16 protein-coding genes and 5 pseudogenes are annotated in these 22,126 nt (G+C 56.6%); 12 read left to right on the top strand and 9 right to left on the bottom strand.

What is annotated here, in order from left to right:
• Positions 1 to 91: 91 nt before the first annotated feature.
• The 4 genes and pseudogenes from ASE04_RS14345 to ASE04_RS14330 all read left to right on the top strand — a co-directional run.
• Positions 92 to 1,000: pseudogene (locus tag ASE04_RS14345) on the top strand (hypothetical protein); the annotation flags it as partial.
• The gene (locus ASE04_RS14340; RefSeq protein ID WP_056818331.1) at positions 978 to 1,808 is read left to right on the top strand and encodes a hypothetical protein; all 831 of its coding nucleotides are present in this window, start codon (positions 978 to 980) and stop codon (positions 1,806 to 1,808) included. The pseudogene ASE04_RS14345 and the gene ASE04_RS14340, both read left to right, overlap by 23 nt.
• On the top strand, positions 1,808 to 2,959 hold the full coding sequence (locus ASE04_RS14335) for a hypothetical protein (protein ID WP_056818329.1): 1,152 nt from the start codon (positions 1,808 to 1,810) through the stop codon (positions 2,957 to 2,959). Before ASE04_RS14340 ends, ASE04_RS14335 begins: the two co-directional genes overlap by 1 nt.
• Positions 2,953 to 3,894 carry an OmpA family protein gene (locus ASE04_RS14330; RefSeq protein ID WP_056818328.1) on the top strand — a complete coding sequence of 314 codons (942 nt, stop codon included), beginning with the start codon at positions 2,953 to 2,955 and terminating at the stop codon, positions 3,892 to 3,894. The genes ASE04_RS14335 and ASE04_RS14330 overlap by 7 nt, the downstream gene beginning before the upstream one ends.
• A 49-nt stretch (positions 3,895 to 3,943) precedes the next feature.
• Here ASE04_RS14330 and ASE04_RS14325 read toward each other — a convergent pair whose 3' ends face one another.
• Positions 3,944 to 4,750: a hypothetical protein gene (locus tag ASE04_RS14325; RefSeq protein ID WP_056818326.1), complete on the bottom strand. Its 807-nt coding sequence runs from the start codon at positions 4,748 to 4,750 to the stop codon at positions 3,944 to 3,946.
• A 727-nt stretch (positions 4,751 to 5,477) separates the two neighbouring features.
• Between ASE04_RS14325 and ASE04_RS14315 the strand changes: the two genes are divergently transcribed.
• The 4 genes from ASE04_RS14315 (at position 5,478) to ASE04_RS14295 (ending at position 10,547) form a co-directional block, all read left to right on the top strand.
• Entirely contained in the window at positions 5,478 to 6,254 is a 777-nt protein-coding gene (locus tag ASE04_RS14315; RefSeq protein ID WP_156408792.1) for a hypothetical protein, read from the top strand.
• A 957-nt stretch (positions 6,255 to 7,211) separates the two neighbouring features.
• Positions 7,212 to 7,826 carry a hypothetical protein gene (locus ASE04_RS14305; RefSeq protein WP_056818321.1) on the top strand — a complete coding sequence of 205 codons (615 nt, stop codon included), beginning with the start codon at positions 7,212 to 7,214 and terminating at the stop codon, positions 7,824 to 7,826.
• A gap of 37 nt (positions 7,827 to 7,863) precedes the next feature.
• Positions 7,864 to 9,783, top strand: a complete 1,920-nt coding sequence (locus ASE04_RS14300; RefSeq protein ID WP_056818318.1) for an AAA family ATPase — start codon at positions 7,864 to 7,866, stop codon at positions 9,781 to 9,783.
• Between the two features lie 50 nt (positions 9,784 to 9,833).
• Positions 9,834 to 10,547 carry a metallophosphoesterase gene (locus tag ASE04_RS14295; RefSeq protein ID WP_338012491.1) on the top strand — a complete coding sequence of 238 codons (714 nt, stop codon included), beginning with the start codon at positions 9,834 to 9,836 and terminating at the stop codon, positions 10,545 to 10,547.
• 53 nt (positions 10,548 to 10,600) lie between these two features.
• On the opposite strand, the gene ASE04_RS14290 is transcribed toward ASE04_RS14295, so the two are convergent.
• The 3 genes and pseudogenes from ASE04_RS14290 to ASE04_RS14280 form a co-directional block, all read right to left on the bottom strand.
• A complete protein-coding gene (locus ASE04_RS14290; protein WP_056818314.1) occupies positions 10,601 to 11,290 on the bottom strand; it encodes a hypothetical protein in 690 nt (229 codons plus the stop codon).
• Positions 11,291 to 11,783: 493 nt separating this feature from the next.
• A pseudogene (locus ASE04_RS14285) lies at positions 11,784 to 12,971 on the bottom strand (IS1595 family transposase); the annotation flags it as partial.
• A 31-nt stretch (positions 12,972 to 13,002) separates the two neighbouring features.
• Entirely contained in the window at positions 13,003 to 13,251 is a 249-nt protein-coding gene (locus ASE04_RS14280) for a hypothetical protein (RefSeq protein ID WP_056818312.1), read from the bottom strand.
• A 243-nt stretch (positions 13,252 to 13,494) separates the two neighbouring features.
• Between ASE04_RS14280 and ASE04_RS14275 the strand changes: the two genes are divergently transcribed.
• Positions 13,495 to 15,246 (top strand): endonuclease/exonuclease/phosphatase family protein, encoded by a 1,752-nt coding sequence (locus tag ASE04_RS14275; RefSeq protein ID WP_162260529.1) that lies wholly within the window; start codon positions 13,495 to 13,497, stop codon positions 15,244 to 15,246.
• Positions 15,247 to 15,588: 342 nt separating this feature from the next.
• Here the strand turns inward: ASE04_RS14275 and ASE04_RS14270 are convergent, their stop codons facing one another.
• From ASE04_RS14270 to ASE04_RS14245, 5 genes are all read right to left on the bottom strand, one after another.
• Complete coding sequence (locus ASE04_RS14270) at positions 15,589 to 16,380, bottom strand: metallophosphoesterase (RefSeq protein WP_056818308.1); 792 nt, start codon at positions 16,378 to 16,380, stop codon at positions 15,589 to 15,591.
• A gap of 147 nt (positions 16,381 to 16,527) precedes the next feature.
• Positions 16,528 to 16,884: a helix-turn-helix transcriptional regulator gene (locus ASE04_RS14265; RefSeq protein WP_162260528.1), complete on the bottom strand. Its 357-nt coding sequence runs from the start codon at positions 16,882 to 16,884 to the stop codon at positions 16,528 to 16,530.
• 72 nt (positions 16,885 to 16,956) lie between these two features.
• A complete protein-coding gene (locus tag ASE04_RS32220) occupies positions 16,957 to 17,277 on the bottom strand; it encodes a hypothetical protein (RefSeq protein ID WP_082597347.1) in 321 nt (106 codons plus the stop codon).
• Between the two features lie 20 nt (positions 17,278 to 17,297).
• Positions 17,298 to 18,389, bottom strand: coding sequence for a serine hydrolase domain-containing protein (locus ASE04_RS14255; protein WP_056818302.1), 1,092 nt, complete (start codon positions 18,387 to 18,389; stop codon positions 17,298 to 17,300).
• A gap of 980 nt (positions 18,390 to 19,369) precedes the next feature.
• Complete coding sequence (locus ASE04_RS14245) at positions 19,370 to 20,038, bottom strand: NrtR DNA-binding winged helix domain-containing protein (protein ID WP_056818298.1); 669 nt, start codon at positions 20,036 to 20,038, stop codon at positions 19,370 to 19,372.
• Positions 20,039 to 20,653: 615 nt separating this feature from the next.
• On the opposite strand from ASE04_RS14245, the pseudogene ASE04_RS32215 reads away from it, so the two are divergent.
• From ASE04_RS32215 to ASE04_RS30060, 3 pseudogenes are all read left to right on the top strand, one after another.
• Positions 20,654 to 21,064, top strand: a pseudogene (locus tag ASE04_RS32215) (helix-turn-helix domain-containing protein); the annotation flags it as partial.
• A 107-nt stretch (positions 21,065 to 21,171) separates the two neighbouring features.
• Positions 21,172 to 21,833 (top strand): annotated as a pseudogene (locus tag ASE04_RS14235) (ISNCY family transposase); the annotation flags it as partial.
• A 1-nt stretch (position 21,834) separates the two neighbouring features.
• Positions 21,835 to 22,126, top strand: a pseudogene (locus ASE04_RS30060) (ISNCY family transposase); the annotation flags it as partial.

Below are 22,126 nucleotides of genomic sequence, written 5' to 3'. Positions count from 1 at the left end.
GCCGCCAAAAGCCGGATGGTCAGATGAAATCTGAGGGGGGTCAAAATTGGACGCCGATTACCCCGCCAAGGGGGTTAAATTTGCACGCCGAAACACAAACTTCCTCGCCAAGGGCAGTGAACAGGGCATCATCGGCGGCATCACGGAGGCTGTCGTATTCGCTGTCCTCAATATCGGCGCTGCGCTGTTGTTCGCCTTCTTTTGTGTCCGGAATCTTGTCCACCGGTCGTGGCTGATGAAGCTCGTCGGATTGCTCGGCTTGGCCTCCTACATCGGTGTGGCGCTTGCTGTGAATCTCGCCCTTGCCCACTACCGCGAGGTGTCGGCGACAATTCTCGAGGGGGCGGGGACGGAGGTCATCCGTCGTATTCGGGACAATCCGATGGGGCTGGTGGAGTTGAATTCCTGGATGCTTTTTGCAATCGGAATTTTCTTCTCGATCTTGGCATTCATTGACGGCTGTACGCTGACGGACCCCTATCCAGGCTTCGCCGGGGTCCAGCGCCGCCTGGACGAAGCGCGGCAAAATTACATCTCCGGCAAGCTCGACCTGATCGACAACCTCCGTGAAATCCGTGATGAGCATAACGGCAAGATCGAGGAGATCGTCAGGGACCTGAGCTCACGTCGCCAGGAGTCTGCCGCCATTATCGCCCATCGTACGCGGACCATGGGGCTATTCGCGGAGTATCAAAGCCACCTCGAGCGGACCGCGAATTCCGTTCTCACGGCATATCGCGAGGCGAACCGAGCTGCGAGAACGGACGCAGAGCCTCAGTATTTCGCGGCAGGGTACAAGTTGGAGCGGATTGCGCCCGTCGTAAAGACGAGTGAAGATTGGGACGACCGTGTTCTGTCGGAACGTATCCAGCTTGCCCAGTCGGAACTCAGCGATCAGATAGGCAAGATCGGCGCAGCCTTTGAGGCCGCAGTCGCCCAATACCACAAGCTAGATAATCTATTCCCGGAGGCAGGCGTTGGCTCGGAACAGGCGGCGTAGCAGTCGGTCAAGAAAAGGCGGTTTTTCGACGGGCGCTGTTTTGGCGACGATTGCGCTTTCTGTAGTCGCGCTGGCCATGATCGGGGCGTTCGGCTGGCTCAAGTATCAAGCGATGTCGACCGTATCGCTCGACAAGGCATCACTTTGCCCGACGACGGGGCCGTCCAGCGAAACCGCGATTTTGCTGGACGTCACCGACCCTATCTCGGAGGCAACATCCCTTGACCTCAAGAACCAGTTCCAACGTTTGGTCTCCAGCGTGCCGGTCAATGGCGCGATCGACGTTTACGCTCTGACGGAAGAGGCCGGGAAACTTGAACGGACCTTCCACGGCTGCAATCCTGGCAGTGGCGATCTGGCGAACGAATGGACAAGCAATCCCAAGCTCGTGCAGCAACGTTGGGAAAAGGGGTTCCAGAAACCGTTGGATGATATCGCGGGGAAACTCGGTTCCGGCGCTTCGGGCGAATTCTCTCCGATCATGGCGGGCATTCAGCGCATAAACCTCGAAGCCTTCCAGCCTTTGGCTCCGGGCATACCGAAGACCTTGTACGTTGCCTCCGACATGGTCGAGCATACCCCCGTCTTTTCCGCATATCGTGACGGGGTTTCGATCACCAAGTTCGAAGCCAGTCCAGGGCGTGAAAAGTTCCGGACCTCCCTGGATGGTGTTCAGGTCAAAATCCTAGCTTTCCAGCGGCCTGGGCAGAAGTTCAAAATGGAGGACCTGGCCATGTTCTGGGAATCCTGGGTGGAGAAGAACAACGGGGACTTCGCCGGCTTCACGCGTTTGGAGGGGCTGGAGTGATGCCGACAAACGACACAGCAAGGATAGCGTTTCGGGTCTGGGCACCGATCGTGCTGTTTGCGGCTGTGACGATTGGGGGAATGATATTCATCTGGTCGGCCAAGCTGGCAGCTTGGTCGACACCTGTCGTAACTGCTGTTCCTCTTGTGTTGATGGCCACCTACTTTTTGGCTTCGATTGCGTTTGCAGGATTTCGGCTGCATAACGAGCAGGCGGGCGACAACCTCTACTACATGGGATTCCTCTTCACGCTCTCCAGCCTTGGCGTATCCCTGTATATGTTCGCCGGAGAAACCTCGATCGAGACGATTGTCCGTAACTTCGGTATCGCGGTGACATCGACCATAGCTGGCGTGACTTTGCGTATTTTGTTCAATCAAATGCGCCGCGATCCGATCGACATCGAACGAAGCGCTCGTCACGAGCTTGCGGAGATGACACGGCGCGTTCGGACCGAACCTGACAGCTCCGCGCGAGAGTTTTCGAACTATCGTCGGGTCAGCAATCAGATGCTGACGGAAGGCTTTGAGGAGATCGGTCGCCAGGCGGAAAAGAATGGCGAGGAAATCCGGAAAGTCATTGAGGCGATATCAAAGGAAGCGATCATCCCCATCCAGGAGGCCGCCACCAAGCTTTCGTCGATCATCGAGGACCACAACAGGTCAGTGACCGATCAAGCCGCCGAAGCGACGAGGAAGCTGACCGAAACGACCGACAAGCTCTCCACGATCATCGACAAGTTTGGCGTCTCAGTTGAGGGCGTCGGTACGCGACTTGGTGAAATCAGGAAACCGGAGGACGTGATACGACTGGAGCTCACCCCCACCGTCGATGCGATCAAGGATATGACCGACGCACATTTGCGGAGGATGGAGGAGGGGATCGCCGAAACCCGTTCTCAGACTGCCAAGGTCGACGATGCCCTCAAGCCACTTACCAGCATCGACAGCAAGTTGGATCGCATAGCTGAGGCGCTTGAACGCCAGAGAGAGACCCCGGCTCCTACATTTTCCACGGTGGACGTGGACACCATTGACGCGGTCGTGAGCGAAACGGCGGTTGCAGACCCCACGGATGGCACCTCGGCAGGTAACACGCCCGCGCTGACTCCTGCCGGTGCTGTCCAGAAACGGCGGCTGTTCAGATGGTGAACGGGACTGATGCAAGCCCGAAACTGGAGCACAAAGGCTACAACCGCGGCCTGATACTTGGGCTCACGATGGCGGAGTCGATGCTTCTGTTGGTGTTTTGCCTACTGTTGGTCGCCGCCGCGATGATCACGGCAGAGCGCAAACAGCGTATGGAGGCGGAGCAGCGGCTCGTACAGCTGGAACAACAGAACAAAGAACTATCGGCGCAACTCGTCGACACACAGTCGAAACTCGGCTCCCAAATGAGTCCGGCGGATCGAGCGAAGTTCGAGAGCGATTGGCGAGAATTGGTCTCTGCTCGGCAGATCATTGACAGGCTCAAGATGTATGACGCGAGCCCCGCTGATCTGGAAAAGCTCGCGGCTGTCGCGAAAGTCCTTGCCAAAAACAACATTCCACTCGACAGGGCACCGAGCCAGCTCGAGAAGATGCTTCAGGGCGACATAAAACCACACGAGTGGCCGCCCATCATCAATCTCTCCGAAGCGGGAGGCTATTACTTCACCTCGGGAAGCGCCGCGTTGACGCAGGAATTCGAGGGCAAGCTCGAAACTTCAATTGCGGAACAGATCGCCGACAACCTCGAGCGCTACAAGGTCGACGTGGTAGAGGTGATTGGCCACACTGACGAACAACGCGTCGCCCGAAGCACCTCCAATCTCGATGACGCATCCATCGGTGTCATTGAAGGCAAGCTCCCGATCGATGCCCTTCAGCCAGCGGATAATGCCGGGCTGGGGCTTGCGAGGGCGATTGCGGTCGCAAATATCTTGAAGGCAAACGCGAATCTGAAGGGCGTAACGGTATTACCGATGTCTGCCGCGCAGCTGGTTGTCCCGGGTGATAAACTCACTGCGGGACAGGCAGGAGACGTCCAGGAGCGTCGTCGCATAGAAATCCGAATTAGGCGAAGGGCGGAGTCGCTCCAACCTTAGGAGCAGTAACGCTGACGAACCGCGTCTTTTCACTCGCCCTGTAACGACGTCAGATCGCCTCCGCAAAGCGCACGGCCCCAAGAGGACCTTTCCGAAACAGTTCAACTGGTTTCAAGTAGATGGAAACCACCCCGCCTCGAACATCGCCGCTCGCTATCGCGAAGCGCGTAGCCCGTCCCTCGTCGATGGCGAGCACGTCAACACGCCCAGTCTGCGAGGGAAAACCACCGAGCGAGATGGTGTCGTCATCCACCTCCGGATAGCAGTCGTTCGAGGGCCTCCAGGAATACACGATGATTTTCTTCATCACTTTGCTCCAGGCGTTAATCGCACCACCGCCCAGATTGTCGAAGAAGAAGTCGGAGCCCGTGAGGTCCGAATTTGGCCAATCACTCCCGCGGATGAAGCAGTAATCGCCTTCGGTGTCATAGTCTTTCGCCGATTTCAGAACATCCAATAGGGGTGGGGATGTCTTCTTGAGAAAGCGGCGAATGTCGGCGGACCGTCTCATGTCTGGCGAAACGCCAAACGATTCAACGATGTCCCGACCACCGTGCGTCATCCACCACCGCGTTGGGCTCGGATTCCAGTCTCCTTCCAGGAAGTCCAGAAAGTTCTCTTCACGGTGCGTTTTCACCACGGCTGATCCAGGAAACCTCTCCATCACGCGGTAAACTTCGTCCATGATCAGCTTCGTTTTGCCACCGTGGACAATGCCTCCAAGGAATATTACACGGGCCCTTGCAGACCTTTCGGCAGCGTCGCGCTCGATCCAGCTTATCAACGACCGGAGTTGGACGACCAAGCCGTCCGTGCGGCCGATGACATATGTGGTCGTTTTCTCTTGGGACTGCATGTGACCTTCCTCGTGATGCTTTCCGATCCGTCTACAACTCAAGGATTTAGGAAAGGTCAGAAGACGTCGTAAACGAACCGTTCAATTCGTGGCTTCACTCGCGTGGCTGCCACTTGACCAGCTTGAGATTTTTAGCCGACAATTTCTTATGACTGAGGAAACGCAAAAGCAGACCTGCGCGACGATCACAGCGGTCGAACGAACCGAGGCGAGCCAGCGCTTGCTTATGCATGTCCGTGCTCAAGGCGGCAGCTTCTCGCAAATGACACGTGAGGACAGCGAAGAGCTAACGGATATCGTCATCCGGCATCTTGCGAACCTCCACGTTGTGGAAAGCAGCTAGCTTGTTGAGAAGCTCAAGCACCGTTCGGCATTCTTCTCGATCGAAGTAGAACGCCCGTCTTGTTAACGTCAATACTACATTGGCGCGCGTAGTACCTCGACTTCCAGCGGCTTTCATTGGACAATCCGCCAAAATCTGGGGTTGTTCATGTGCCGCGCCTTCCTTTCCCTTCTTTTCGTGTTTTTGACAACGACGTCATTGGTTGCTCAGACCGCTAGCGACACCGCGCCGTTCGTCTACCTACCCGAGATTCCCAGAGCACTTGTCCTTGACGGGGCGCTCGACTTTCGATCACCGCTAGCCTTTCGAAGAGCGCTCCAGGCTCACCCTGAGACAGAAACGATCATCCTCCAAAGTGAAGGTGGATCGGTTCAGGCTGGCCTCTTGATCGCCGAGGAAATCCACGAGCGTAAGCTCAAGACGCTGATCCCAGAGAAGAGCCTTTGCGCGTCCGCGTGCTCATTCGTGTTCTTCGCAGGCGTCGGCCGCCTTGCTCAGGGACAACTGGGTGTCCATCAGATTTCCGGATCGGAAGACCTCGAGACAGCTCAACTCAATCTCTCGGACATCATCGAAACCTTGAGCAAGTATGACGTTTCGTCCGATGTTATAACCCGGATGCTTCGTACTCCGCCGAAAGACATCTACATCTTCACGCCGGCCGAACTGACAACGCTCAAAATCAACATGACACCGTCAGATTTCCAACCAGTCGCGATCGCGACTACCAAGCTGGATGATCGAGTGCCGTCAAAAACAGATGAGGACAAGGCAAAGGCTTTCGTCCTCGGCGTGATCACCGCCAGCTCCCTGCCCAAGCCCGAACTCTTGGCGCTTGCTTCAACCGTCTATTCCGACAGCATATCCTTTTACGGTTCCGTCAAATCCAAGCCCGACGTTCTCCAAGACAAAGCCGCGTATGCGGACCGCTGGCCAATGCGAGCCTCCACCGTCCAACTCGCAACCGTCTCGACGATTTGTGCCGCAAATCGCTGCCGAGTGAGTGGCCTTTACGATTGGAGGGTTCTCGACCCAAAGAGAAAGAAGGAAGCCGCGGGGTCGGCAGCGTTCGTCTACGAGGTCGAGATGGGGCCGATACTACGCATCGTTTCGGAAGAGGGGAGTGTAACGAGTCGGATATCGACCAAGGGCCGCAAGTGAGGGAGCGGGTAGGGACGTAATGCCACGCAGTCGCGGATCGCGAAAATCTAACAAAGTACTGCCCGGCCTTGCACTCGCTCTGTTTGGCTTGGTTGTCATTGGGGCTATGTCCGATAAGGACAAGAATGCGCACACAAGCGTCACGCAGATCGCCAACCATGCGCCTTCTGATTCCCGGGAGACGAGCTCCGGCCCGAGCAGTGCCACCACCACAGCCGCACCGCCCGCCCAGACGGAGGTTACAAGGCCGCCCCCAGCATCACCAGCTATCGATGGGAAAACCAATTTCATCCGGGGCCGCAAGGTGGCCCTTCGTGACGGCCCCGGGAGACAGTATGGCGTGCTTGACCGATATGACAGCGGTCGCGAGGTCATGGCGTTCGAGACGAAATCGACCTGGACTAGAGTACGTGACAATTTGACGGCCCGCGAAGGGTGGATTTCGGCATCTCTTCTCTCGGAGACCAAACCGGAGGAGAAGGAGGCGGCACCAGAGAAGCAACCGGCCGAGCAGCCGGACAAACCTACCGGTGTAAAACAAGCAAAACCGTCCAATCGGCAAATCCCTGAAACGACGGTGATCCAGAGGATAATCGCAGAGTCCCTGTCGATGTATCCGGGATCGTGTGCATGCCCATACAACACAGATCGCGGCGGTCGGAGGTGCGGAAAACGGAGCGCCTACAACAGAGGAGGTGGGTACGCGCCAATCTGTTTTCCTGGCGACGTTTCCAAGGAGATGATCCAATCATTTCGCGAACAAGCGAGCCGCGAATAGCCGCAACGCAATTTGGACGCTGCACGACAGCTGCCATGCATGGAATGCCTGTTGACTCCCCATATTTTGTTCTCTAATTGTTCTCGCCATGATCAAGAGAGCCCTGTTCCCGATACGAATACGTTGAACGCTGCCGCGAGAGCGGAAGGTGTCCATTCGTTTTTGTATTGAGGTCACGCATGGCATCCAACGAACACGTTAAATCATCCAATTCGATTTCAGCCGACGCGCTCCAGGCAATCAGCGGCCGCCCTACAGTTAAGGGGCCGACACGCCCGGTCTTCCGGTCAAAAGCAGCTGCGGACCTATCTTGTCTCCTTGATCTCGATCATCGAGTGCAATCTTGGAGCTGCCTCATTCCCTCGCCAGCGTCACAAGATGGCGAGTACACTCCCGATTTTTTAATGACAGAGATCGATGGTACGCTTTGGCTTCTCGATGCTCCCGGGAAGAAAGTCCCATACGACAACTTCGAGATGGCCGAGATGGCCGAGAAACAGGGAGCGCAGTACCGCCTGTTCGAACCATCCGAGATTTACGACGGGTTCCGCCTGCAGAACGCAAAAGACCTGCTCAGGTATGTTTCCCACGGTGTACCGCTGGGGGACCGCATGCGGATTTTGGCGGCACTCGATGAGCACGGTTCGCTTTCCTTTGGCGATTGCCTCGGAATTGTCCGGGAAACGCAGCCTGTAGCGGCGTTGGCCTCGATGATCCTCCAAGGCTTTGTCGAGGTGGAGCTCGATGAGGCGCTTCTCGGGCCTGAGACGATGGTGAGACGAATACGCGGCTGAGCCTTGCCGCCGACACTCCAACTCCAATGAGGCTCACATGACATCCCTCAAAGAATACTGGCTACACAAGTCCAGGCCGCGGGCCAATTTTGCCACCACAGTCGCGGAGATGGCTGTTCGTCGGTCGATCCGGTCATTTCGTACGGCTTCCCAATACGTGCTTGCCATTCGACTACCCGACGACCACGACCTTCGCATCTACGAGACGGCTGCCCGTGGTCTTCTCGACCCTTTATGCGAGACCGACGACTTTGGTAACTCCGTTGTACTTGTCACCAATGCGACCGCCATCAAGGCCCGTGCCTGGGACCTAGTGCACAAGTTCAGTGAGGTCCGTCGGGCGTTGATCTTCTTTACGGACGATTCGGAAATCTCTAACGAGCTCGCGTTGCTCATCGACCATCGTATCACGATGGAGATGCCGACGGCCCGCCATTTCCATGCGGCGGCAAAAGCACGCGGCCTCGCAGTTTCCGACGATGACACTGCATATCTGTCCACATGCCGCCTACGCGACATCAGCCTCGCTCTGCGAGCAAACCGCTCGCTTCGAAATCTGGTCCAGCGCCTCCAAGCCGTCGCGCCGTCAGACTCTCCGCCCACCCCTGCAGCGCCGGACCGCTCGTCCCCACGCCTTGAGGAACTCTCCGGGTTCGGAGCGGCGAAGGTTTGGGGCCTTCAACTTGCTGCTGACGTTAAGGCTTGGCAGGCAGGCGAGCTCGATTGGGCCGACATCGACAAGGGTATCGTTCTTGCAGGGCCTGCCGGCTTCGGAAAAACAACCTTCCCCAGAGCGCTCGCCAATACCTGTGGAATCCCGCTCATTGCGAGTTCTGCCGCCCAGTGGCAGGCAACAGGACATCTCGGCGATATGCTGAAAGCGATGCGGGAGACGTTCAAGGAAGCGGCGGCCGCCAGGCCCTCTGTTCTTGCCATCGACGAAGTCGACAGCGTTGGCGACCGGCAAACCTACAAAAGCAGCAACAATCACGACTACAAGCGTCAGGTGGTCAATGCGTTTCTGGAGTGCTTGGACCCCTCGGGCGGGCGGGAAGGGGTGATTGTGGTCGGCACTACGAACGACCCCAGCGCGATCGATGCCGCACTCTTGCGTCCCGGTCGGTTCGAACAAATCATCGAAATCCCGCGCCTGGACGCTGACGACCGCAAAGCAATCTTGAGGTACCATCTGCCAGAGTTGGCCGTAAATGACTTCGACCCTTTCGTCGTTCAGTCTGAGGAATGGTCTGGTGCCGAAATCGAGAAGCTGGCCAGAGACGCACGGCGCATTGCTCGCCGATATGGGCGGAAGACCGTAACAGACGACGACTTGCTCGCGGCGATGCCGCCGCTGTCCGCCTACACGGAAGAGGAGGGGTATCGTCTCGCCATCCATGAGATCGGACATGCTGTGGTTGGAGCCACCTTGAGGCCAAGCCAACTCCTGGACGTCAAGATCAATCGGTGGCGGCCCTCCAGAGTGGGATGGAACCAGATTGGCGTTACCAATTTCAACGAGAAGCCACCGCTTATGACGTCGGCATCCTACTTCGCGGATACCATCGCCATTCTTCTCAGTGGTATGGCTGCGGAGCGCATTTTCTTCGGGGAACACTCCCTTGCGTCCGGAGGGGATGTCACCTCCGACCTTAATAAGGCGACCGACCTTGCCACGATGATGGAGCGCTGCTTCGCCTTCGGGGAAAGCCTTGTCACCGATATCGGGGTGGGCCAGCGGCCCATGGAAAACCTCAGGCAAAGCGATCCCGCTCTTCGTGAGGCCGTCAGAAAGCGACTGAATGCTCAACAAGACAGGGCCATGGAAATCCTCACCTCAAAACGGCCCGTGGTGCAAAGCATGGCCGAGCGGCTGGCGAAATCCTACGAACTCTCTGGAGAGGTTGTCATTCAGGCTCTGCGCACTCATGAGGTTTCCGTCGGGGGAGCGAAAGCATGAAAATCTGGCTCTTCTCCGACCTCCATCTCGAATTCGGAAAGCCCTTCGGAGTGACACCGCCATCGGACGTCGACGTGATCGTGTGCGCCGGCGATGTGCTGGATAAGGGCGTCGTGCCTAGCATCGAATGGCTGTCCCGCTTCGCGGGGCCGGATGTGCCTGTGGTTTTCGTCGCCGGGAACCATGAGTTTTATCGTGGCTTTCTGGCTGAGAGCATCACGGCTGCCAACGCCTTGCGGGAGCGCTACCCTAACATTCACTTCCTCGATGACCGAGATGTCGTCATCGACGATGTGCTCTTCTCCGGCGCGACGCTGTGGACGGATTTCCGACTGTTCAATCGCAATCCGGAAACAGCGATGTGGTGGGCCGAGAAGGGAATGAACGACTACCGGCGGGTAAATCTTTCAAAGAAACCGTTCAGGAAGTTCAGACCTATCCATGCCTTCCGGAGGCACGACGCCTCAATGCGGTTTCTGTCGGAAAGCCTGGCAAGGAGCGATATCCGAAAAAAGGTCGTCGTTACACACCATGCGCCGTCGCCCCGATCGATTTTCCCATACTTTCGGGATGACCCACTATCGCCGTGCTATGCGTCCGATTGTGAAGCGTTCATCAGGGAAGCCGAACCCGACCTGTGGATGCACGGGCATGTTCATCAGCGGTGGGACTACGTGCTCGGTTTTACGAGAATCGTGTGCAACCCCAGGGGCTATCCGGGGGAGGCGACGGGGTTTGACCCGGACCTTGTGATCGAGATTTAGCGGCTCGGCTAGGCAGTTCCGAAAAACCAAAAATTCGAGCTTTGAACCGCTGATCAGAGACCGTGCTTTCGACGAGGAGCCCAATCGATACGAGATTCTTCCACCAACTCATCGAAGGTCATTCCGGGCGCTATTGCATTTTCCATGGCGACCATATCTTCCTCGGAGGCATTCAGCATAATCCAGTCCAGGAAAGCTCTCGGAACCCGACGTGGTCTCAGCGAAGCCTTCAAGCTCTGAGTGCGGTCATAAAAGTCCCGCGCCAATGCTCTCCCTTCCGATCGTCCTGCGGCACCGAATGTTCTGATAATTGGATCGTTCAAGACCTGGTTCTGCATAATGGGCTTTAGCTTCCTTAGAATAGCCTGATGGCGATCTCTAAGACACGCAACAGCAGTGCAAGCAACAAGCCACTCGCGCAAATCGCCGGTATCAAAATGAGCTTCACCCAACGCAAGCAGCCGCTGCAGGTAACGATCAAACTCTCTGATTTCACGTGAAAGGAGGCCGAGGATAGCAAAATAGGGATTTCCGCTTTCTAGCATTTCCCATGCATCATGAGCGCCGGCGTCGACAAAGGCAAAGTGGTTCTGAACAGCGTAATTACCAGACGAGGCGATGCTTCCGCTCGCCGACGAATTTAAAGTCCCGTCGCCTGTATAGTAATAGACCTGCAGAAGTTTGATGTCGAACTCGTAGAAAGTTGTGATGAAGGTCGCGTACTGTAGCATCCGGGTAAACATTCGCACCCGATTATGACTTGTCTGCTGCTCAATATGTACAACGAGGTCATCCCCAACCCGCGCGACCTTGTCAGCAAACCATTTTTCTTGTTCAGGGCGAAATTCTTCTTTCAGGAAAAGGCTTATCCCGTTCGCACAGGCTCACACCGCCAATTGAGAATTAGCCATAGCTAATTTCAATGTAAGAATTACTACCTCAGGTAGCAATTCGAAGTCGGCGCATAATTTTGGCGGTGCTCACTTCTTTGCAGAAAATGCAAAGAAGTCCTCTCGGTCCAACCAAGACTAAGAGTCATGGACAGATTCGGCACGGCAGGTCGATGAGAAGGGCGGGCTAAGCCGATGCTTTGGCTTTTCCGTCCACAGCCGATTTCAATCGAGGAGACATGATCTTCGATCCGATCAGAATGTGGCTGAGGTATCCAGTTTTGATCTCGCTCGGAGACAAACGTGGCGGATGGATGTATCGGCGCGTGTTGCGCTCCTCACCCACCCGTCGCTGAGGCAGCACGGGGCGGCGAGGCTTGTCGCGGCGATATCTATGGCGCTCCTCTTCGCGACGGATATCGTCAAGGGCGTCGAAGATATCCATGCCGTTTTCGAAAGCGTACTTTTTGGCACGCTTCAACCGGCTAGGATCGACCATCTTCAGCACCTGCTCGCTGTGTTCGGCCTTCCATTTCCTCGTGTCGCCGACGATGCCGCGCCAAGTGACGCGGCCGATCTTCTGACCGAGGCCGAGCATCGTGTCGATGGAGGTCTGGAAACTGCGACGGCGGTTCCAACGAAAAACGAATTCGTTGCAGTAGATGTCGATGTGTTTTTCGCGAAGCCCGTGGTAGGTGCCCATCGCCCAGCGTTTGAAGTTGGAGAAGATGCGGTGGACCCATTTCAGGACGATATGCGCTGGCAAGGCGTTCTTGCCGCTTAGATTGTGCGCCTTGTGCTTTCTCTCCGGTGGGCGCTCGTACGCGCGATAACCATCCGTGATGATCTCTGTCAGGGGAGTGGTATTGTCCCTGATGAAGCGTTGCAGCGTCTCGCGATCCGCCACCTGGACACGCTGTAGGCGCATCCGTCCGGCATAGAATTTGTCCTCGATCTCTACCGCCCCGACGAGAACCATCTTCCCTATTGGACTGCGACCTTGCCCGCCCGTGACAGGATCGGTTCTCTTCCGGTAAGGGATGTTCGTTTCATCAATTTCCACAACGCCGGAGAGCCGCTTTCGCGTGGGGTCAACCATCGCGCGGCGGAGTTTGTGAAGGAGAAGCCAGGCTGACTTGTAGCTGGCGATCCCTATTTTTGCCTGCAACTGCAGAGCCGACATCCCGTTCGAGTGCGTGGCGACGAGATACGCGGCAAGAAACCATTTCCTCAGCGGCAGATGCGTCCCGTGCATCACCGTCCCGGCGATCAGGGATGTTTGGTGACGGCACCCCGTCCTCCTTCGTTCGCCTTTCAGGCTGACCCTAATGCCCTGACACTCCCAAACCCAAGGTCGCGCCTCAAGCCGCCAGGCCCTGTTGCCACCACACTTCGGGCATCTGAAGCCGTTTCGCCAACGCTTCTTCGCCAAATACTCCGCGCAGGCGAAATCGTCGGCGAAGTCCGACGTGAACTTCTCCAGCGACGGAGGCCGGTCCTCGGACCAGCGTGTTGGAAAAAACCTTTCGCTCATCCTGCCCGTATATCCGAGCAGGGGGGACACGTCATGCGTGAGCGCTATATGTGGTTAACACCTGTACGAACGGGATAAGCCTTTTCAGGAATTCCACGCCATCGTCTTCGCCGACCTCGTACTGGTCAGCCATATCGGGGTGCGGTAAGCCAATGACATAAGCATCTATGAAACGCTTTAGCACGTGACGTTTCTCGAAAATGCTTTTTAGAACGGCGTCAAATGGTCTTGCCCTTTCGTCCATAAGATCGTCGGCTATCTCGTCTTTCAGTGGCAACATATCGCAACTCCTTGTCGGAGTGCTTGTATCTTCGTTTCTACTCTCAAAGGTTACGAAGGTTTGTAAAATTGCCACCGACGGTGCGGATTCTCATCCAACACGGCGTCCAGGTCGGGAGCTTCACATTGAGGAATTTTCCTCATGTTGGGTGCGTACGGCTCGGACTGTCGCAATTGCATGATCTTCCTGCTATACAACATTGCGGCGAGTTTCTGTGAGGGACAATCGCTAGGGGAGGGGACCATGTCACCATTGCGTTCAGTACGCGCCGTAACGTTAGCCGCCGCATGGCTGGCCACCGGCCCAATGCAGGCTGCTGCCTCACAGGGGCTCACAATCCCACAGATACAGGGCCGAGGGGATACATCTCCATTGGTCGGTAAGACCGTCAAAACGAAGGGTGTGGTCACGGCGATCAGAAAGGTGCGTGCGGACACGTTCTTCTTCGTCCAGGACGCAGCGGGCGACAACGACCCTACCACCTCGGACGCAGTCGTCGTGGTTTCGAAATCACGCGACATCAAGGTCGGGGATAGCGTTTCCGTAGAAGGCCAAGTCACCGAAACAACTGAAGCGCCCAACCATCTGTCCGTGACCACGATTTCACCGGCAATCATCATCAAGACGGGCACCGCAGGACTCCCTTCGCCTGTCGTCATCGGGCAGGGCGGCCGTAGCCCCGTTACCGAAGCGATCGCTGGCCGTGATCCTGAACGATCTGGGATACCTTTCTTCGAGACCCTCGAGGGCATGCTGGTGACTGTTGAGGATGCCGGCGTTGTTGGCCCTACCAACAAATTCGGAGAAATGTGGGTGGTGGGTGATCACGGTGCTCACGCTACAGGGATGAATAGCTATGGCGGCATCACCTCGACCCCGGGAGATTCGAATCCCGAGCGCATCCAAGTACAATTCGACAAAACGCTCGTCGACCCGACCAACTATCAGCTCAAGGTCGGTGATCGGCTCGCCTCGGTAACCGGCGTGCTCAACTACTCCTTCGGCAACTACGAGATTATCGCGACTACCGCTGGCTCGGTCACGAGCGCAACGCTTCCGTCGTCACCACCACTCGAAAGCGGGCCGCAGTTCGTTACGGTCGGCAGCTACAACGTCGAGAATCTTGACCCGAAGAACGAAGACCTTGCCAAGGTATACGACAAGGACGAGATCGACGACGATGTCGGCAAGGGGCGGTTTGCCAAAATCGCCGAGCACATCGTAAACTCCCTGGGTTCACCCGACGTCATGGCACTTCAGGAAATCCAGGATAACGACGGTGCCGAAGTCTCCGACGTGATCGCTGCCGACGAAACACTCAAGACACTCACAGCAGCTATCAAAGCAGCCGGCGGGCGCGACTACAAATGGATTGACATGCCGCCGGTCGATGACGAAGAGGGCGGGCAGCCGGGTGGCAACATCCGATGCGCGATCCTTTATGATGACGCAAAGGCCAAGCCGGACCTCAGCAGTGTTGGTAGGATCACCGACCCATCATTTGAAGCTACACGACTTCCTTTGGTCGCCCGGTTCGCAGTAGGTGACAAGCACCTCACCGTAATCGACGTCCATTTGTCGTCTAAAGGCGGAAGTGACCCGCTATTCGGGAAGGTCCAGCCTCCCAAGGACGGCACGTTGAGCAAGCGGACCGAGCAGGCGAGGGCGATCAAGACGTTCGTTCGAACACTGCCTGATCAGAATGACCCAGTCATCATCGTCGGTGACTTCAATACGCTGTGGTTTGAGGAGCCCTTACAGGTCTTGACGGGCGGAACCCCTGCCTTCGAGAACCTGACACTCCGTGATGCGCCCCTCGAACGATTTAGCTATGTTTTCGAGGGAAACTCCCAGGCCCTCGACCATGCGCTGATCAGCGCCGGCGCAAGCACTTCCGCGGATTTCCGGACCTTTCACGTGAACTCGGTATATCCAGAGGAACAACAGATGAGCGATCACGATCCAAAGGTCGTTCGGTTGCGACTGTCGAATTGAACCCAAACGCTGACGTCAGCGACCGCCGGAGACGTGCTTTGCGGACAAAGATCGACCTAATCGTCGGTGTCCATGACACTGAAAGGTGCGATTCTGCATCCTCGACAGCAGCCCGTTTGGTTTGGTAGGTTGAGCAACGTTTAGGAGGCTCACCATGAAAGTGACCGAACCATCGAAGGACGAACCCAAGGACGGATCAGAGCCATTTGGGAAGGTGCTTGGCGCGGACTTCGAACCACTTGGGAGGCGTCTTATCGTGCCTGCGGGGAAAAATGCGAACCCGCTAAAGATTCGCCTCCAAACAGGGCCAGAAACTAAACGTTAGCGTCCGGCCGGCCCGGTTTATTGTCGAAGGTGTCCGCCGGCCACCCCATAGGGGTCCTCATACGTCTCCAGGAGGATCGGCTCGACGGTTTGCACACCGTGAAAAGTCGAGGACAGGAACTCCAGCGATCCCACAGGATCGAAGTGAAATGCGGTTAGGTTATCACTGTCGTAGGCACCTGTATCGATGGCAATGCGGTCCAGGTAGATTTCCGGGCGGCGCGATTCAGTGATTGTGTGGCCGTGAATAATCGGCTTGCCAACTGCACCCCCAAGAGACAGGAACGGCTCCGTTATCCACATCAAATCATATGGTTTCTGCTGCGGGAGCGGGATACCCGGGCTTACCCCCGCATGAACGAAAATGAATTCCTCCGTTTCGAAACACGTCTTGGCGTTGCGGATCATGTCCAAATATTCGGCAGGAAAGAACTCACGAAGCACCTCGACCGAGAACTCGTCCCCAAGGTATCCCATCGCACGGATCGTCGCTTCACCGCCCATGTTGACGATCCAATGGTTCATAAATCGCGCCTGTTGATCCTCCGGTATCTCGTCCAGAATTCTAGTCGGGAACCAGTCGTGGTTGCCGCGGATGAGAACGGACTCCGGAAATTCCGCAAGATGCTCGTGAACCAACCGCAACGCGGCTAGGCTCATTGGCCCCCGATCGATGATGTCGCCCAAGAAGACAACGCGGAAGGGCCAGCCAGCGGCGGCGGACCGCGTGGTGATGTCCGTCAGAAGACCCGCCAGCAGGTCTGCTCGGCCGTGGACGTCGCCAATTGCGAAGGTGTGAAGATCGTTCATGTCAGGCTCTCTTATTACTGTAGCCTCTCTATCGGAGCCTCATGACTGAAAGGTTTCGATTATCACCTCAACCTTATTGGTTCCGTGGAAAACAAGACCCCATCGGAGCCACCGGCGAACAGGCCGTCAAATGCTGGTCGCTAAACGCTAGCCAGATTTGGCAGCGAGAACCGAATTGCGGCTTCGGCCAAAGGCACGTTTGAATGCACAACTGAAGTTCGAAAGGTCGCTGAAGCCGCAGGAAAACGCTGCTTCGGTAACGCTGGTGGTCCGCCACTCGGCCAGCATCGAGAATGCCCTTCCGAGGCGCTGAGTGTGAAGCCAACCCATCGGAGTGACACCCGTCTCCGCAGACAGACGGCTTAGTGTGCGGACCGAAATCGCGTGAGCGCCGGTAACGTGATCCACCGTGAGCGTTTCGTCGGCAAGATGGTCTATGAGATACTTCTTTGCTCGGTCTAAGGCAGCCTTGCGTTTGTTGGAGTCAGGGACTTCCTGCTTCATACTTCGACCGATAGCGGTGAAAATCATCTCGAGCGCCGGAGACGCGAACAACGCCACCTCATCTTGGCCCGACTATATGCTGAGCCGATCTACATCCCGCAGCAAAGAGGTCACCAACGTCCCATATACGGACCTTGCTGCAACGATAAGTCCGTTCGCCCTTTCAAGTGAGATGTCGCGCGACACAAACAATTGGCGCGGTACGCGTACGGTCAACAGCTTGTACGACCAGTCATACCGCTGACGATACGGGCGAGCCGCGTCATAGATCAGAATGTCGTCAGAACGGTGCATCTGTTCGAGGCCGTTCTGTTCGATCAGGCACTCTCCCTCCGTTTTGGTTGTGCTCGCGCGAAATCCACGGACGCGTTGATGATCAGGGATCGAGAGCACCCGGTCGCGGGTAGAGGCTCTTACGGTCGAGACAGCTGACCTATGGCCGAAACCAACGCGTCGTGAGCACGAAAGCTTTCACACTCAAGCGCATCCCCGTTTGTCCATGCATGCCAGTCGCTGATCTGAACGATGACGGTGTCTTTCTCCGGGAACACATGTACGAATTGACCATCCCTGCCAACCGCCGTGAAATCGGTTTTACCTTGGCGCAGCCACCAGAAAAACCCGTAGTCGAGATGGCAGTCACTGTTTTGAAACGGGGTGCGAAGTTCGGGGAAATTCGGAGACCCTTTTGTCGCGATTTCGAACCAGCCCTCGGGTACAACAACGTTCCCAGCGTTATCGCGGCCTTTTCGAAGGACAAACAGACCAAAACGCGCCAAGTCGCGAGCTGACGCCTTGAAGCAGCAAGGGCCGATCGCCAAGCCGGTGTTGTCTATGCCCCAGGTGGCCTTGTTCTCAGCCCCGATCGCGGTCCAGAGGCCTTCTTCAAAGAAGCGTGTCAGCGGGGCACCCGCGAGAAGCCTCTCCGCACTGGCGGCCGCCACAGCAGCGTCGAGGGCAGAGTAGTTAAACGCAATGGGCGGGCCTGATCGAAACCCAAACCGCTGTGCAAAGTGGACGACGCTTTCGGTCATGTCGTGCCGGACATACTTCTCGAAGAGCGCAGCCCCTGCGAAGAAGCCGTGCCATCCATATTCGCTCCACCATATGCCAGAACGCATACGAAGCAGTTGATCCAGTCGAACGTCTGCGTATCCCCCAAAGATGCCGGGCCAAATCTCCGGGATAACGTCACCAACTGTCCTGTCTAGTTCCTTCTGAAAATCCTCCTTGGTGCGGGCACCCTTGGTCGCGAGTACGTGACCAAACACTGTCGACGTGATCGACTTGGTTACGGACGCGATCCCGTAGAGTTTGTTGGGCCCGTTCGGCGGCGCATTTTCGGCGGAGCAGAACTCGTTCACGGTATCGTATTTTTCAAAGGTCGCGACACCGGCCCTTACGATAACAAGCGCGCAGACCTTGGCTCGACGAACGAAGTCTGCGAGGTGGCAGGCTTTATGGCCTCTACCATCGCAATCGTACTCGACGTCTTCGATCTCCACAGGAGGAGGAAGTGCTATGACCCTCGAGGGAGCATGGATTTGCTCGTTCCGTGGTGCTGCCAATGCTTCAAGTGAGCAGAACGAGAGAACGCAATGCAGGACGACGAGAATTGCAAAATGACTTAATGCGTTCCTAGTCGCAACAGGTCGAAACGGCCGCACATTCGCTCCATTATCCAGGAGGTGGTTGCTCGATGTCTCTAAAACCAGAGTAACCTGATAGCTGCAGGAAAGTCTGGTGCCGCACGTTGATGGCGTTTTGCCCTATGGACGCCGCGCCGTGTCACCTTACGGTGCTCGCCTCAAAGTTTTCAAGTTCTTCATTCCGCATCTCAAAGGTGCGCCGGGATATTTTCACGAAATTGTCCCCTGCCAACGAAATCTATCGTTCAGGCTGTCAAGCGGAGACCGGATTATGGGCAGCGGCTTAGGCCAAAGGGGCAACCAACAGACTATTTCAGATTCATCTTGTGAACAATAAAAGTTTGGTTTGCCGGGCCGCCGCAAAGAGGGCAATAGCTTCGTAGGGATGGTTCAGCGGTCCGGCGGTCAAAACTGCGGCGGACAACGGCTGAATGTCGAGTAAGGAAATTGCTGTCCGATGCGCGAATATCTGAGAATGCCGACCGTTGTTGAAGTGGTCTGTGCCCGAGAGCTAATAGGGTTCGAAAAAGGTAGTTGGGGAGCATTTCCCGAGTGGGTCCGTGAGTGCTACGAGCGTATGGTGATCTCAGCAGCTAGTGTAACGCTGTTCAATCCCACCGAGGCCCTCAAGGCACAGACAGGGCACTTCATTGTCCGCGACCAACATGGAGCGCTCTCAGTCCACCACGAGGTGACTTTTCATCGAGACTTCGCTCCGGTCCATACTGGCGAACTTCATAAACTGCACGCGGCGTAGGCGGCAATCGTGGCCGGAGCTACAGCACAGCTCCGCGTCGCGATGACTAAATCATTGTCGTCCTGCACGGGAGCATCGTTCACAAACGAAATTTGAGATCGAACGCACCGGGACGGACAGAGTAATGCTCCGACAATCTCGTCGCACCCTTCGTCGGCTTCGTGCCCGTTGGGGTTAAGACCTTCGCCCTTAGGATTTTATTCCGAAAATTCATGCCGAACGCAGTTGTGCCGACTACCGCATCATAGACGGCACCTAACTGAGCGACCGTGAACTCTCGGTCGAGAAGGTAGGCCGGCATTACCGTCCAAGCTCCCTTGCCTCGTAGTCGCGTGACCGCCGCAGCGAGCGCGCTATCACCGTGATCGGGAAGGGTAGGGCAGCTTTCAACGGGGAAAATTTTGAGCTCCGGTGAATGCTGAAGCGCCGCCTGAAACAAAGATTCCGGCATTAAGGCGATATAGCAAACCTGGACAGTCGGCCGGCCTTCGTTGTTGGAGGTCACCCCTGAAAGGGTCGCAAGCTGCTCAAGGAAAACGTCGGCCGTTCCGACGCTCTTCTCAAGCAACTTCGCGACGATCAGCTCCAGATCGATTTGCTCCTCGCCACGGAGGACTCCGCCAATGAGGTTGAGCTGGTTGTCATGAGGGCCACATTGGGTCGACTTCAGTACGACCCGGAGCTCACCATCCTCCAGTGTCAGTAAGACTACGCTCACAGCCACCCGCACCGAACCAGGACTGCTCATTTGGTCTCCGCCGTAATTCCGAACCCGCAGATCGCGGTTCCATAGGGCCTACGAGACGCGTGTTAAAAACTCCTTGAGCGATCTATTCAGATGCAGTCTGACCGAACCAATCTTTCGCAATTGCTGCGGACGCAACGCACTGAAAAGTCGGAATTTTCATAATTGGGAAAAACTAGGGGTTAGGTTGCGGATGTTGTCGGTTCGGTTGGGAAACTTTAGACTTCGTTTTTCATATTGGCGCTTCTTCTGAGGAAGGCAAACATGTTCCATAACGTTGATTATAGAACAAAGGTGTGTGGCCGCAAAGTTAGAGTGTCCTGTTTCTGCAAAGTTGGAATGTCACACTCCCCGGCGCTGAGCGACGTCTGGGAGATTGCAGATGGGATTGATAGCNCTTGAAGCTCGGCAGATTGACCGCATGCAGCAGCCGCTTGATCCGCTCGCTTGAATTCATGAAGAAGCCATGGTCCTCGACGCTGGTCGTCACGCCATAAACATGTTCCATAATAAAGCTTATCCCACTTTTGCGGTGTGGCCGCAAAGTTAGAGTGTCCTGTTTCTGCAAAGTTGGAATGTCACACTCCCCGGCGCTGAGCGACGTCTGGGAGATTGCAGATGGGATTGATAGCAATGAGCGAGCGCGACCTGCAGCGGATCGAGATTTTGTCGAAGGTGGTGGCCGAGCGGATGTCGGTGGTGTCGGCGGCGCATGTGCTTGATCTGAGTGAGCGCCAGGTGCGTCGGCTGCTGGAACGGATACGGAGTGGTGGCGCGGCGTCGATCCGGCACAAGGCGATCGGCCGGCCGTCGAACAATCGGATCAGCGACGGGGTTCGGGATTATGCGGTGACGCTGGTTCGTGAACGCTATGCGGATTTCGGGCCGACCCTGGCGACGGAGAAGTTGGTTGAGCGCGATGGCTTGCGTGTGTCGCGCGAGACGGTGCGCGGTTGGATGTCGGATGCGGGACTGTGGTTGTCACGCAAGCAGCGCCGGACGTTTCATCAGCCGCGGCTGCGACGCGAAGCTTATGGYGAGYTGGTGCAGATCGACGGGTCGGAGCATCGCTGGTTTGAGGATCGCGGGCCGCCTTGCTCGCTGCTGGTTTTCGTCGATGATGCGACCGGCAGGTTGTGTCGCGCGAGACGGTGCGCGGTTGGATGTCGGATGCGGGACTGTGGTTGTCACGCAAGCAGCGCCGGACGTTTCATCAGCCGCGGCTGCGACGCGCGGCCTATGGCGAGTTGGTGCAGATCGATGGGTCGGAGCATCGCTGGTTCGAGGATCGCGGACCGCCATGCTCGCTGCTGGTGTTTGTCGACGATGCGACCGGCAGGCTGATGCAGCTGCGTTTCGTGCGCTCCGAAAGTGCCTTCACCTACTTCGAGGCGCTGGCGCTCTATCTCCAGCGTCACGGCGCACCGATTGCCTTTTATTCGGACAAGCATTCGGTGTTCCGGGTGGCGAAGAAGGATGCCAAAGGCGGCCAGGGCATGACCCAGTTCGGGCGTGCGCTTTGCGAGTTAAACATTGAGATTCTTTGTGCAAATTCGAGCCAGGCCAAGGGCCGTGTCGAGCGCATGAACCGGACGCTGCAGGACCGTTTGGTCAAGGAACTGCGGCTTTGCGGCATCGACAGCATGGAGGCTGGTAATACGTTCCTGCCGGACTTCATGGAGGGCTACAATGCACGATTTGCGGTTRCCCCTGCCCGGGCTGACGATCTGCATCGGCCGCTGAACCTGGCGCCGGATCGGTTGACGGAGATCCTGTGCAAGCGCGAGCAGCGCTATGTNATGAACCGGACGCTGCAGGACCGTTTGGTCAAGGAACTGCGGCTTTGCGGCATCGACAGCATGGAGGCTGGTAATACGTTCCTGCCGGACTTCATGGAGGGCTACAATGCACGATTTGCGGTTGCCCCTGCCCGGGCTGACGATCTGCATCGGCCGCTGAACCTGGCGCCGGATCGGTTGACGGAGATCCTGTGCAAGCGCGAGCAGCGCTATGTCGGATCGCAGCTGACCTTTTCGTTCGAGCGCAAACGGATCATGCTGGAGGAGACCGAGGTGACGCGTGGTCTGGTTG

Source organism: Rhizobium sp. Root708 (assembly GCF_001429725.1).
Taxonomy (GTDB): Bacteria; Pseudomonadota; Alphaproteobacteria; order Rhizobiales; family Rhizobiaceae; genus Rhizobium.
This window is presented reverse-complemented; position numbering and strand designations above follow the sequence as displayed.

Excerpts from the sequence above, each read along its gene's own strand:
- ASE04_RS14335 (WP_056818329.1), top strand. The coding sequence starts at position 1,808 with ATGCCGACAAACGACACAGCAAGGATAGCGTTTCGGGTCTGGGCACCG.
- ASE04_RS14330 (WP_056818328.1), top strand. The coding sequence starts at position 2,953 with ATGGTGAACGGGACTGATGCAAGCCCGAAACTGGAGCACAAAGGCTAC.
- ASE04_RS14325 (WP_056818326.1), bottom strand. The coding sequence starts at position 4,750 with ATGCAGTCCCAAGAGAAAACGACCACATATGTCATCGGCCGCACGGAC.
- ASE04_RS14305 (WP_056818321.1), top strand. The coding sequence starts at position 7,212 with ATGGCATCCAACGAACACGTTAAATCATCCAATTCGATTTCAGCCGAC.
- ASE04_RS14300 (WP_056818318.1), top strand. The coding sequence starts at position 7,864 with ATGACATCCCTCAAAGAATACTGGCTACACAAGTCCAGGCCGCGGGCC.
- ASE04_RS14290 (WP_056818314.1), bottom strand. The coding sequence starts at position 11,290 with ATGTTTACCCGGATGCTACAGTACGCGACCTTCATCACAACTTTCTAC.
- ASE04_RS14280 (WP_056818312.1), bottom strand. The coding sequence starts at position 13,251 with ATGTTGCCACTGAAAGACGAGATAGCCGACGATCTTATGGACGAAAGG.
- ASE04_RS14275 (WP_162260529.1), top strand. The coding sequence starts at position 13,495 with ATGTCACCATTGCGTTCAGTACGCGCCGTAACGTTAGCCGCCGCATGG.
- ASE04_RS14270 (WP_056818308.1), bottom strand. The coding sequence starts at position 16,380 with ATGAACGATCTTCACACCTTCGCAATTGGCGACGTCCACGGCCGAGCA.
- ASE04_RS14265 (WP_162260528.1), bottom strand. The coding sequence starts at position 16,884 with ATGAAGCAGGAAGTCCCTGACTCCAACAAACGCAAGGCTGCCTTAGAC.
- ASE04_RS14245 (WP_056818298.1), bottom strand. The coding sequence starts at position 20,038 with ATGAGCAGTCCTGGTTCGGTGCGGGTGGCTGTGAGCGTAGTCTTACTG.